Consider the following 13,610-nt stretch of genomic DNA (forward strand, 5'->3'; position numbering starts at 1 on the left):
TATGAAACTTAATAAATATCATACCATGGATCTATCAAATTACTCTTTTCTTATCACTGGTGGTGCTGGATTTATAGGCTCAAATTTAGTAGAATATCTCTTGAACAACAATGCAAAATTAGTTCGTGTTCTTGATAATTTTGCTACAGGGAAAAGAGAAAATATAGCACCTTTCCTTCAAAATGAAAGATTTCAGTTGATTGAAGGAGATATTAGAGATTATAATACTTGTAAAGATGCTGTTGCAGCCATTGATTTTGTCTCACATCAAGCTGCTTTAGGTTCAGTTCCACGATCTATAAATGATCCTATTACGACCAATGAAGTAAATATTGCAGGATTCTTAAATGTGCTAAATGCGGTTCGTGAGTGTGGTGTAAAAAAAATGGTGTATGCTGCATCTTCTTCGACTTATGGAGATAGTAAAATATTGCCAAAAGTTGAAAATGTAATCGGCAATCCATTATCACCTTATGCAGTTACGAAATATGTTAATGAACTATATGCTCAAGTGTTTGCAGACCTATATAGTTTAAATAGCGTAGGGCTTCGCTATTTCAATGTGTTTGGGCCTAAGCAAGATCCTAATGGAGCATATGCTGCAGTAATTCCACTATTTATGAAATCTGCTCTGGCAAAGGAGTCTCCATATATCAATGGAGATGGAGAACAAACCCGAGATTTCACATATGTAGAGAACGCGGTTCAGGCAAATGTGAAAGCATTGTTGTCTGAAACAAATGGACATGAAGTGATGAATATTGCATTTGGTGAAAGAACTTCCTTAAATCAATTATGGAATTATATCACCGATTTGGCGGATGTCTCTCTGAAGCCAATTTACAGGGAGAATAGAGCTGGTGATGTTAGAGATAGTTTGGCAAATATTTCAAAAGCTACAAATACTATTGGATATGAACCCAAATTTTCCGTTGTAGAAGGTCTTGAAATTACATATAACTGGTATAAAGGCCATGAATAATGAGATTCAAATGGTTGACTTGAAAAGTCAATATCTGAAAATTAAGCCTGAAATTGATGAGGCCCTGTTAAATGCGGTTGAAGGTGTTGCTTATATTAATGGCCCCCAGGTAAAGCAATTTGCAAATAGTTTAAGGGAGTTCAATAAAGTTGCTTCAGCTGTTACTTGTGCGAACGGAACAGATGCTCTTCAAATTGCCATGATGGCTTTGGATTTTAAACCTGGAGATGAAGTCATTGTTCCTGCCTTTACTTACATCGCTACGGTGGAAGTAATTGCTTTATTGGGCCTTGTACCTAAATTTATCGATGTAATAGAAGATACCTTTGAGCTTGACCATACGAAATTGGAAAACTTAATATCTGATAAAACGGTTGGTATCATTCCAGTACATTTGTTCGGCCAATGTTCTAATATGGAGGCTATTCTATCCATCGCAAAGAAGCACAATATTGCAGTAATTGAAGACACTGCTCAGGCTATGGGAGCAGAGTATATTTTTAATGATGGCTCAAAACTTTTTGCTGGAACGATAGGAGATATTGGTACAACCTCTTTTTTCCCTTCTAAGAATCTGGGTTGTTTTGGTGATGGAGGAGCTTTGCTAACTCAAAATATTGAATTGGGCGAAAAGGTTCATATCATAGCCAATCATGGTCAAAGAAAGAAGTATTATCATGAGGCTATAGGTGTAAATTCTAGACTAGATACAATTCAAGCAGCGATTCTGGATATAAAGTTAAAATATCTTAATGATTATAGTTTCGAAAGGCAAAAAGTTGCTAAGAAATACGATGAATTGTTAAATGGGCTGCAAGGACTGAATATCCCGGCAAAGGCACCTTATTCCACTCACGTTTATAACCAATATACCTGTCGCATTGAAAATAATAGGAGAGACGAGTTAAAGATTTATCTTCAGGATAAAGGAATTCCTACTATGATTTATTACCCCGTACCGGTTCATTTACAAGACGCTTATCAGGTTTATGGATATAAAGAAGGAGATTTTCCAGTTGCTGAAAAATTATGTAAAGAAGTTATTTCTTTTCCAATACATACAGAAATGAAAGCAGAAGTTCAGGATTATATTATAGAAAACATAATTGGCTTTTTTAACTAATATGGAAGATAAATATTTTGTACACCAGACTGCAGTGATAGACGAAGGAGCAACGATAGGAACAGGCGTGAAAATCTGGCATTTTTCTCATATCATGTCTAACTGTGAAATTGGGGATAACTGTAATATAGGTCAGAATGTTGTGGTTTCGCCACGTGTTAAATTGGGACGGAATGTTAAAATACAAAATAACGTTTCCATTTATGAAGGAGTAACTTGTGATGATGATGTATTTCTGGGCCCATCAATGGTATTTACCAATGTCATCAACCCTAGAAGTGCCATAAACAGAAGAGGCCAGTACTCTAAAACAAATGTCGGAAAAGGAGCATCTATTGGCGCAAATGCGACGATTGTATGTGGCCATGATATTGGTCAGTATGCTTTTATTGGTGCGGGAGCTGTGGTCACGAAAACCGTTCCTGATTATGCGTTAGTTGTGGGAAACCCAGCTAAGCAAATTGGTTGGGTTGGCGAATATGGACATCGTTTAAATTTTAACGGAGATGGTGTAGCTGTTTGTGAAGAGAGTCTTCAGGAATACAGGTTAGAAAATAATGTTGTAAACAGGATAAAGTAAAATGACATCTAAAGAAAAAATAAGATTTGCAGTAATTGGTTGTGGACATATTGGAAAGAGACATGCTGAAATGATTGTTCGTAATGAGGAATCTGAATTGGTAGCTTTAATTGATACGAAAGAAAGAAGTGACTTAGGTATTGATCAATATGATGTTCCGTTCTTTAAGTCTTTAGAAGATTTTTTACAGACTAACATTGAGGTAGATGTCATTAATATTGCCAGTCCAAACGGCTTTCATGCAGAACAATCGTTGAAGTGTCTGGCTGCAAAAAAACATATTGTCGTAGAAAAACCTATGGGTTTACGCAAACAGGATGCAGAAAGTGTAATATTCAAGGCTTTACATGTACACAGACACGTATTTGCAGTGATGCAAAATCGATATTCTCCGCCTTCAGTTTGGATTAAAGAATTGATAGAAAGCAATAAGCTGGGGAAAATATTTATGGTTCAGATGAACTGTTATTGGAATCGTGATGATCGTTATTATAAACCGGAAAGTTGGCATGGTAAAATAGATCTGGATGGTGGGACATTGTTTACTCAATTTTCTCATTTTATAGATATCATGTATTGGTTGTTTGGAGATATTGAAAATATTCAGGCTAAGTTTGACGATTTTAATCATAAAGATCTGACTGATTTTGAGGATTCAGGTTTTGTAAATTTTGATTTTGTGAATGGAGGAATGGGATCTATTAATTATTCTACCGCTGTTTGGAACAAAAACATGGAAAGTTCCATGACCGTTGTTGCTGAAAATGGATCAATAAAGATTGGAGGACAATACATGAACGAGGTAGAATATTGTCATGTTAAAGATTACGAGATGCCAAAATTGAGCCCAACTAATCCGGGTAACGATTACGGGGCTTATAAAGGCTCCGCAGCAAATCACCATTATATTATTGAAAATGTTGTGGATGTATTAAAGGGAAGGGCTCCAATTACCACAAATGCCTTAGAAGGATTAAAAGTAGTTGATATTGTTGAACGTATTTATCAAGAAAAAAAGAAATAATAATGGATTTGAAAAACTCAAAAGTATTAGTAATAGGTGGTGCTGGTTTTATCGGCAGTTATGTAGTTTCTGAACTACTAAAAGAAGATATAAGCGAAGTTGTTGTTTATGATAATTTTGCCCGTGGAAAAAAGGAATATTTAACGGAATCATTAAAAGATCCAAGATGTAAAATATTTCCAGTTGGGGGGGATATCAGAGAAACAGATATTCTGAACGACGCCATGAAAGGTGTTGATTATGTTTTCTGTTTAGCTGCTATGTGGTTATTACATTGCAAGGACTATCCCCGTACTGCATTTGAAGTTAATATTGCTGGTACATTCAATGTTTTAGAAGCTTGTGTTAAAAATAATATCAAAAAACTAGTCTGGTCTTCTTCTGCATCTGTATATGGTGATGCTGTTGAGGTTCCTATGACTGAGGCTCACCCTTTTAATAATAAGAATTTCTATGGCGCTTCCAAAATTGCTGGCGAAGCAATGGCGACCGCTTTTAATGACCGTTATGGATTGGAAGTTATTGGTTTAAGATATATGAATGTTTATGGTCCTCACCAGGATCAGACAGCTGCATATACCGGAGTTATTCCAATTATGCTAAATAAAATTGATGCAAATGAAACTCCTGTGATCAATGGAGATGGAAGTCAAGCTTATGATTTTATTTACGTAGAAGATGTAGCACGTTGTAATGTAGAGGCGATGAGGAGTGCTGTAAAGCATGGTTTTTACAATGTTGGAACAGAGGTTCAAACTTCTATTGGCCAGCTTTGTGATACCATCCTGAGATTGAAAAAATCGGATTTAAAAGTTACTTATAAGCCTTATAGTGCTGATGATGCAAGAGCTATGGTTCAAAACCGTATTGGTTCCAAAGAAAAGGCAGAGAATGAGCTTGGGTTTACTTATAAATATTCTTTAGAAGAGGGGTTGTTGAAATTAATTGAATGGCGTAACAATAATCCTGTTAAATAATTAATGTATTCTAGAATTGGTATAATCGGTGGCGGTATCGTCGGACTTGCAACGGCATATAAACTGCAAAAGCAATACCCTAACAGTAAGGTTTATCTGTTTGAAAAGGAACAGGATCTAGGTATGCACCAATCTGGAAGAAACTCCGGAGTATTACACTGTGGATTATATTACGAACCTGGATCTTTAAAGGCAAAACTTGCTGTATCAGGAATTCAGCAGATGACAGACTTTTGCAGGGAACATCAGGTATCTCATGAAATATGTGGGAAAGTCGTGGTTGCTTCTGACGAACGTGAAGTAGGATTCTTAAATAATCTCGCAAAAAGAGGCGCGGCAAATGGTTTGCAGGGATTGAAATTTTTGAATAAAGGGGAGCTAAAGGAAAGGGAACCCTTTGTTGTTGCACAAGAAGCCCTGCTGGTCCCTGAAGAAGGGATTGTTGACTATAAAATGGTCATGCAAAAGCTTAGCCAATTGATTAAAGAAGCAAACGGGGAAATTCTATTAGGAATAAAAATAATTAAGGCCACAGAGCTGACAAACGAAGTCATCGTATCGGATGGGCAAAGGGAATGGGCTTTGGATCTAGTGGTTAATTGTACGGGCCTGCATACAGACCGTACATTTAAAGCGTTAACGAATAGAAAAGATAGTCCCATCAGAATTGTTCCGTTTAGAGGTGAATATTATAAGTTGCTACCTGAAGCAGAGAAATTATGTAATCACTTGATTTATCCTGTTCCAGATCCTGAATACCCGTTTTTGGGCGTACATTTTACCAGAATGATTGCTGGAGAACGAGAAGTTGGGCCAAATGCTGTATTTGCTTTTAAACGGGAAGGGTACACAAATAGTGATTTCTCCATTAATGATACGATTGAGTCTTTAACTTATAAGGGTTTTTTAAACTTTGTAAGACATAATTTTAAGTTTTCCATGGATGAGTTAGGAAGCTCACTTTTTAAATCATTATTCCTAAAGAAGGCAAGAAAGCTGGTCCCGGATTTAGATGGGAATCACTTTGTTAAGGGAATGGCTGGAGTAAGGGCACAGGCAATGGACAGTACCGGAAAATTGATTATGGATTTCCGAGTAGTTAGAGAAGGACGTCAAGTACATGTATTAAATGCGCCTTCACCTGGAGCAACTGCATCATTGGCTATTGCGGATTATATTATAAAAGAATATATCAATGAATCCTTATAAATTCAATTAATCGATCATATAAACTTATATGTTATTTCACTCTTTTGATTTTCTCATTTTTTTGCCCATCGTGTTCTTTGTATATTGGATGTTCTATGGTAAAACTAAAATCCAAAATGCAATTATACTAATTGCCAGCTATATCTTTTATGGTTGGTGGGATTGGCGCTTTCTCCTCTTATTACTTGTGTCAACTTTAATAGATTTTTTTTTCGGTCTAATAATTCACAGCAATACAGGCAGAAAGAAATTAATATATTTATGGTTGTGCATATTGAATAACCTTGGGATTCTATTCGTTTTCAAATATTATAATTTCTTTATAGAGTCATTTACAGAGTTATCTCAATCTATCGGATTTAATTTTAGTCCTTATTTTATCAGTATTGCTTTACCTGTTGGTATTTCCTTTTATACTTTCCATGGAATGTCTTATGTTTTTGATATTTACAGAGACAAAGCTGTTCCTACAAGAAATTTCATTAATTATGCGGGTTTTGTTTGTTTTTTCCCTCTTTTGGTTGCCGGACCGATAGAAAGAGCTTCAAACCTCTTACCTCAGTTCATTAAGGCCAGAAAATTTACAGTTGAAAATCTTGTTAATGGATTTAGATTAATCCTCTGGGGTTATTTTAAAAAGGTTGTTATAGCTGATAACAGTGGGATTCTGGCAAGTGATGTATTTAATCAATATGGGAGTGCCTCAAGCTTCGAGTTGATTTTGGGCGCATTTTTCTTCGCTTTTCAAATTTATTGTGACTTTTCTGGTTATTCTGATATTGCCATGGGTGTTGCAAGATTATTTGGATTTGAACTGTTAATTAATTTTAGAACGCCTTATTTCTCCAGAGATATTGCCGAGTTCTGGCGGAGATGGCATATTTCATTATCATCCTGGTTTAAAGATTATTTATATATCCCTTTGGGTGGAAGTAAAAATGGAATAGCAGCTACGATCCGAAATACTATAATTATATTTGTAATTAGCGGATTATGGCACGGCGCAAACTGGACATTTATAGCATGGGGTTTGCTTAATGCGCTTTATTTTATACCATTATTTCTTATGGGTAGAAATCGAAACAACATGGATCATGCTGCCGATGGCAAGCTAATTCCCTCCTTTCGTGAAATTGTAGGGATATTCACGACTTTCACCTTAACCTGTTTTGCCTGGATATTTTTCAAATCAACGACTATAAATGATGCTTTTTCATACATACATAAGATTTTTGTAAACCACAACACTGGAATTAATCTTGACTATAAACAGTCTTTAGTATTAGTTTTGATTTTTATTTTGATCGACTGGTTATTCAGAACAGATGTAATTCCATTTAAGATAATAAAAAGTAGAGGGATAAGATTTTCAAGTTATATTATCATTTTTACACTCATATGCTTGTTTGGTTCATTTATAAACAAACAAGATTTTATTTATTTTCAGTTTTAATATGAAATCATTTCTGATCCGTCTGAGTCTATTTCTTTTGTTTTCATTTATATTTTTATTTCTCTACAGCAGACTATGTGATTATTTATTTACAACAGTTGAGTATGCAAATAAGGCAGCGAAGAGAGAGTGGATTTTTATGAAGAACGGAGAAAAATATGATTATGTAATTCTGGGCTCAAGCCGGGCTGAAGGAGCTTTAGATATTAAACTTGTTGATAGTATTACTCAAAGAAAAGGGGTAAATCTTGGAGTAGGCGGTGCTGGATTTGCAGATAATTATTTGATCTTAGATAAATTTATAAAAAGTAATAAATTGAAAACAGTATATCTGCAAGTAGATTTGTATTCATTTGATTCTGATAAAGGATTTACAAACTCATTTAGTATACCGAATTATCTGCCGTTCTGGAATGAACCCGTTGTTAATGAGGTATTGCGTGATTTCAATCAAAAAAATGATAACGTGTTATGGACTTATGTACCTTTTACAAGGTATATGAAGTATAATAAGTATTACAATCCTTTTGAACTCTTGAGAAGGCTAAGGAAGATTGATGCGTATCAAACTGATAAATTTGATTTCTCTTCCGGTACGAAAAGCCCGGAGGAGAAGGTTTTCAATATGGATGTATTTAATACGAACTATAAGGTTAGTCAGAATTTCGATATCAAAAAGAAAGATTTGAAATACCTGAATAAAATTATTGAGTTGTGTAAAATAAATAATATCGAATTGATCACATTCCGAGCCCCTGAGTTTTACAAAATAAAAGATTTACAAGTAAATAGAGCGACGACTATGAGCCATATTTATAATCTTTTAAAAAATAAGAACCTACCTGTTCTAGACAATAATAATAGCATTGAAATTGATCATCGTAATTTTGTAGATGCAACGCACTTGTCAGTAAAGGGACAAAATTTGTTTACCTATAATTTCATACAACTTATAACTCAAAAAAATGATTAAAAGAAATATACCTATTGGCCTGCCTTCTATGGGCATTGAAGAATGGGAAGCTTGCAGAGGTCCGATTGAAAGTGGTTGGATAACTCAAGGACCCAAAGTAAAGGAATTTGAAACTAATTTTGCTAAAAGGCACCAAGTTAAACATGCCTTTGCGGTAAGCAACTGCACCACTGCTTTGCATCTTGCATTAGTAGCTTGTGGTGTTGAACCAGGTGACGAAGTGATTGTTCCGGCTTTCACATGGGTGTCTACCGCAAATGCGGTGAAATATTGTCATGCAACACCTGTTTTTGTTGATATTGATATTAATACTTTTAACATAGATATCAATAAAATTGCAGAGAAAATAACCGCCAAAACAAAAGCGATTATACCAGTTCATTTGTTTGGTTTGTGTGCTGATACTGAAGAGATTAGGAAGAGATTCCCACAACTAATGATTGTCGAAGATGGTGCATGTGCTGCAGGAAGCGCTTTAAATGGGAAACCAGCAGGAGGATTAGGTGACGTTGGGTGTTTCTCATTTCATCCCCGTAAGAGCGTAACAACTGGTGAAGGTGGGATGCTAACAACAGATAATGATGAAATTGCTGTCCGTTTAGACAGGCTAAGGAATCATGGCGCTTCAATCTCTGAAGAGCAACGTCATCACGGGCCAAAACCTTATATTCTCTCGGCCTTTGAAATGGTTGGTTATAATTATAGAATGACTGATATTCAAGGTGCAATTGGTGTCGTGCAACTTGGGAAGCTTGATCTTTTCATAGATGAGCGTCAAAAATGGGCAGAATATTACGCAGAAGAGTTGAAAGATATAGCCTGGTTAAAAACACCGGAAGTTCCTAAAGGATATAAACACGGTTGGCAAAGTTATGTAACTTATATAGACGAAAGTATCTCTCCACTGAAAAGGAATGACATCATGGAGTTACTTCAACAAAAGGGAATTTCTACAAGACCAGGTACACATGCAGTGCATATGTTGGATGTCTATGCAAAGATGTATGGAATTAAGCCGGAGGATTTCCCTGAAGCATTTAAAGCAGATCAGTACTCTATGAGTATTCCGATGCATAATAAAATGGTAAAGGAAGATTTTGAGTATATTGTTGAAGCATTAAAATCTATTCAATAGATGTGTGGAGTAGCTGGAATATTTAATTTAAACGGGGCACCTATTGCGAGGCAAACAATAAAAAAAATGGCTGATACCATGGCCCACAGAGGCCCAGATGGGGAAGGTTTTTTTATTGAGAATAATATTGCTTTGGCGCATCGGCGTTTAGCAATTTTAGATGTTTCAGAAAGAGGGGCGCAGCCTATGTCTTCCCATGATGGTGATTGGGTGATTAGTTTTAATGGTTGTATTTACAATTATTTAGAACTTCAACAGGAATTACGTTCCAAAGGGCATTCTTTTGTTTCAACGAGTGATACGGAAGTGATTTCAGAAGGATTGGCCGCTTATGGGCCATCTTTTTTTGAACGTTTAAATGGAATGTTCGTAGTTGCGGCATGGCATAAAAAGGAGAATACATTATACCTGAGCCGGGATCGGTTTGGGGTTAAGCCACTATATTATTGGTTTAATCATAAAAGTCTTGTTTTTGCTTCAGAGGTGAAAGCAATCATTGCCCACCCAGATTACAAGATTGGTGTGGACCTTGACGCTTTGAACCAATACTTTACGTTTCAAAACGTATTTACATATAATACCTTGTTTAAAGGGGTAACGATGTTACCCCCTGCAAATACAGTTAAAATCAATAGCCTTTCGAACCATGTTCATCACTATTCCTGGTGGGATTACAATTTTACCGAACCAGACAATAACATGTCTTTTGATGAGGCTAAAGAAGAAACAAAAAGGTTGTTTTCAAATGCTGTAGCAAGGCAAATGGTTTCAGATGTTCCGGTTGGTTCTTACTTGTCTGGTGGAATGGACTCAGGTTCTATTGCTGCTGTGGCTTCGAAACATGTAAGTCGTTTAACTACTTTTACTGCCGGATTTGATATGTCAGAAGTGACTGGTGTCGAAGCGAATTACGATGAACGAAGAGATGCTGAGCTCATGGCGAATCATTTTAAAACAGAGCATTATGAGCAAGTTATAAATGCGGGTGATCTGAGCTGGTCTCTGCCTAGGTTAGTTTATCATCTGGAAGACTTAAGGGTAGGTATGAGCTATCCGAATTATTATATCAGCAGATTAGCTTCAAAATTTGTTAAAGTCTGTCTGCAGGGTACCGGAGGAGATGAATTGTATGGAGGTTATCCCTGGAGATACTATCGGGTTTTCAAATCCCTGAATCAATCCGAATTCTTCGATAATTATTATGGGTTCTGGCAACGTTTGGTTGCAGATGAGGATAAAAAACGATTGTTTACTAAAGATGTGTTTTCAAAAATTGATTTGAGAGGACCACGGGATGTGTTTGAAAGGGTATTCACATTTAATGAAAAACTAAAATACGATACACCCGAACATCATATTGAAAATAGTCTGTATTTTGAAATAAAGACCTTCCTGCCAGGTCTATTACTAGTAGGGGATAAGTTGGCGATGGCAAGTGGCCTGGAAGAAAGGTTTCCTTTCCTTGATAATGACCTGGTAAACTTTTCTCAAAAAATTCCTGTTAGACATAAACTGGGGAACCTTGAGAACAGATTAAAAATCGATGAGAATTCCTATGGAGATAAACGTAAAACTTATCAGGAATTTGATGATGGAAAGAATGTTCTGAGAAAGGCAATGATGGATTTTCTACCTGAAAGAATTATAAACAGAAAAAAACAGGGCTTCTCTGCACCGGATGAGTCATGGTATCGCGGAGAGAATGCACAATACATTAAAGACTTGTTATTAAGTAAAAAAACAGTATCATCAGAGTTTATTGATCCGGCATATGTTGAACATATTATTCATGAACACATGGATAAAAGAATAAACCACAGGTTACTAATCTGGAGCTTTATGAATTTTGAATGGTGGTGTAAGATATTTTTGAACAATGAAAAGTTTGACTAGGATACAATCTTTATTCACGAGATTTTTTCGATTTAAACGTAGTCTTATACGGAATAAATACAATAGGGCATTACCTTTAAATGAACTTTTAACCGATCGATGGGAAAAAGCAAAGTTCTTAGGTTTTGGACAAGGAACCAGTGTTTATGATTCTTCTTTGATTATAGGAGATGTTGTAATTGCTGAAAATACCTGGGTTGGACCATTTACAGTAATTGATGGAAGTGGTGGTGTTGAAATTGGCAGTAACTGTTCCATCTCAGCGGGTGTTCAGATCTATTCTCATGATTCTGTTAACTGGGCAATTTCGGGAGGAGACAAGCCTTATGAATATGGCCCAGTGAAAATTGGTAATAATTGTTACATTGGCCCAAATGTTGTAATTACTAAAGGGGTTGAAATAGGTGATGGGGTAATAATAGGAGCGAATAGTTTCGTGAATAAATCATTCGGTTCAAAAAGTAAAATAGCAGGTAATCCTGCAAAGCAAATTTAAAGTAGGGAAAAATGAAAGTTTGTACAAGGTGTATTTATGATGAACGTGTAGCAAGTATAACTTTTGATGATCAGGGAGTCTGCAATTACTGTAAACAAATTGATGATCTGAAAATTCAATATAACACAGGCGAGAAGAAAGGCGAAGAAGAGCTGATGAGTATCGTTGATCGGATTAAAGAGGATGGGAAAGGTAAAAAATATGACTGTGTAATTGGAGTAAGCGGTGGTACTGATTCTTCTTATATGGTGTATTTAGCACTTAAGTGGGGGTTACGACCGCTCGCTGTTCACTATGATAATACCTGGAACTCGGCGATAGCTACTGAAAATATCAGAAAAGTACTGGGTAAATTAAAAGTGGACTTATATACACATGTTACCGATAACAAGGAGGCGGACGATATTTTTAAGTCATTTCTATATGCCAGTGTAGCTGAGATTGAAGCATCGACTGATTTGGCTCTGGCTGAAACGATGTATAGAGCAGCAGCTAAATATAATTTAAAGTATGTTTTAGAAGGACATTCTTTTGTCACTGAAGGTATTACTCCCGTAGGACGGAATTATTTTGATGGAAAGTATATCAAGTCCATCCATAACATGTTTGGTAAAAGGAAGATAAAGACCTATCCTTTAATGACATTCGCGAAATTCATGAAATGGACTTTGTTTAAAAGGATAAAAAAGATAAGGCCTTTCTGGTACCTGGACTATAATAAGCAACAAGCAAGGGAATTTTTAGAAAAAGAATATGGATGGACCTATTATGGAGGTCACCATCTTGAAAACAGAATGACTGCTTTTTTTCACAGTTATTATATGCCGGAAAAATTTAATACTGATTTCAGGAACAATACACTCTCCGCTTTAGTTCGAAATGGTGAAATGAAAAGAGAGGAGGCATTAAGACTTTACAGCGAACCGCCACACCTGGAAAATGAATTATTGGCCTATTTTAAGAAACGTCTTGAACTTAGCGAAGAAGAGTTTACCAGAATAATGAATTTGCCAACTAAATCATGGAAAGAGTATCCGACTTATAAAAAAAGGTTTGAGAGACTGCGTCCCTTGTTCTTTATTCTGGCTAAGAAGAACCTGGTCCCTATGAGTTTCTATTTAAAGTATTGTTTTCCATCTAAATAATTATGATTACTATAGTTGATTACGGAATGGGGAATCTTGGCTCAGTAGCCAATATGTTTAAAAAGATAGGTGCTACTACTGAGATAACCGGAGATCTGGAAAGAATAAAAAACGCAGAGAAAATTTTGTTACCTGGTGTTGGGGCATTTGATGCTGCAATAAAAAGAATCGATGAAGGAGGGTTCAGGTCTGTTCTTAACCAAAAAGCTTTGGAAGATAAGATCCCAGTATTGGGTATTTGTTTGGGTATGCAATTGCTTACCCGGAAGAGTGAGGAAGGAGAGTTAGCTGGTTTAGGATGGATCCCTGCCGACACTTTGAAGTTTTCCTTTAAAAGGGAAGAGAATTTGAAAGTACCACATATGGGCTGGAACCGTGTATATGAAGTTAATTCATCTCGGATTATACAAAATATGCCTGAAGAACCAAGATTTTATTTTGTTCATTCTTATTTTGTTAGGGCGGATAAGGATGATAATGTATTAATGCGGACACATTTTGGACATGATTTTGACGCGGTTATTACCAATGGTTCAAATATTTTTGGAGCTCAATTCCATCCTGAAAAAAGCCATAAGTTTGGAATGAAACTATTCGAAAACTTTGCTAAACTTTAATAC

At 36.0% G+C, this 13,610-nt stretch carries 13 protein-coding genes; all 13 read left to right on the top strand.

Annotated features, from left to right (window positions below; genetic code table 11):
* Position 1 precedes the first annotated feature (1 nt).
* Entirely contained in the window at positions 2–982 is a 981-nt protein-coding gene (locus tag B9A18_RS08405) for an SDR family oxidoreductase (RefSeq protein WP_084288836.1), read from the top strand.
* Complete coding sequence (locus tag B9A18_RS08410) at positions 975–2,105, top strand: DegT/DnrJ/EryC1/StrS family aminotransferase (RefSeq protein WP_084288837.1); 1,131 nt, start codon at positions 975–977, stop codon at positions 2,103–2,105. The genes B9A18_RS08405 and B9A18_RS08410 overlap by 8 nt, the downstream gene beginning before the upstream one ends.
* Position 2,106: 1 nt before the next feature.
* A complete protein-coding gene (locus B9A18_RS08415; protein ID WP_084288838.1) occupies positions 2,107–2,685 on the top strand; it encodes an acyltransferase in 579 nt (192 codons plus the stop codon).
* 1 nt (position 2,686) lies between these two features.
* The gene (locus B9A18_RS08420; protein ID WP_084288839.1) at positions 2,687–3,709 is read left to right on the top strand and encodes a Gfo/Idh/MocA family protein; all 1,023 of its coding nucleotides are present in this window, start codon (positions 2,687–2,689) and stop codon (positions 3,707–3,709) included.
* A 2-nt stretch (positions 3,710–3,711) separates the two neighbouring features.
* Entirely contained in the window at positions 3,712–4,686 is a 975-nt protein-coding gene (locus B9A18_RS08425) for an SDR family NAD(P)-dependent oxidoreductase (protein WP_084288840.1), read from the top strand.
* A gap of 3 nt (positions 4,687–4,689) precedes the next feature.
* Positions 4,690–5,895: an L-2-hydroxyglutarate oxidase gene (gene lhgO, locus B9A18_RS08430; RefSeq protein WP_084288841.1), complete on the top strand. Its 1,206-nt coding sequence runs from the start codon at positions 4,690–4,692 to the stop codon at positions 5,893–5,895.
* Between the two features lie 88 nt (positions 5,896–5,983).
* Positions 5,984–7,348 (top strand): MBOAT family O-acyltransferase, encoded by a 1,365-nt coding sequence (locus tag B9A18_RS08435; protein ID WP_235005281.1) that lies wholly within the window; start codon positions 5,984–5,986, stop codon positions 7,346–7,348.
* A gap of 139 nt (positions 7,349–7,487) precedes the next feature.
* Positions 7,488–8,321 carry a hypothetical protein gene (locus B9A18_RS08440; RefSeq protein ID WP_144009435.1) on the top strand — a complete coding sequence of 278 codons (834 nt, stop codon included), beginning with the start codon at positions 7,488–7,490 and terminating at the stop codon, positions 8,319–8,321.
* Positions 8,314–9,456 carry a DegT/DnrJ/EryC1/StrS family aminotransferase gene (locus tag B9A18_RS08445; RefSeq protein WP_084288844.1) on the top strand — a complete coding sequence of 381 codons (1,143 nt, stop codon included), beginning with the start codon at positions 8,314–8,316 and terminating at the stop codon, positions 9,454–9,456. The genes B9A18_RS08440 and B9A18_RS08445 overlap by 8 nt, the downstream gene beginning before the upstream one ends.
* A complete protein-coding gene (asnB, locus tag B9A18_RS08450) occupies positions 9,457–11,349 on the top strand; it encodes an asparagine synthase (glutamine-hydrolyzing) (protein ID WP_084288845.1) in 1,893 nt (630 codons plus the stop codon).
* The gene (locus B9A18_RS08455) at positions 11,333–11,845 is read left to right on the top strand and encodes an acyltransferase (RefSeq protein WP_084288846.1); all 513 of its coding nucleotides are present in this window, start codon (positions 11,333–11,335) and stop codon (positions 11,843–11,845) included. The genes asnB and B9A18_RS08455 overlap by 17 nt, the downstream gene beginning before the upstream one ends.
* An 11-nt stretch (positions 11,846–11,856) precedes the next feature.
* Entirely contained in the window at positions 11,857–12,990 is a 1,134-nt protein-coding gene (locus B9A18_RS08460) for an N-acetyl sugar amidotransferase (protein WP_084288847.1), read from the top strand.
* 2 nt (positions 12,991–12,992) lie between these two features.
* Positions 12,993–13,607 carry an imidazole glycerol phosphate synthase subunit HisH gene (gene hisH / locus B9A18_RS08465; protein WP_084288848.1) on the top strand — a complete coding sequence of 205 codons (615 nt, stop codon included), beginning with the start codon at positions 12,993–12,995 and terminating at the stop codon, positions 13,605–13,607.
* Positions 13,608–13,610 lie beyond the last annotated feature (3 nt).

Source organism: Pedobacter nyackensis, assembly GCF_900176505.1.
Lineage (GTDB): Bacteria > Bacteroidota > Bacteroidia > Sphingobacteriales > Sphingobacteriaceae > Pedobacter > Pedobacter nyackensis.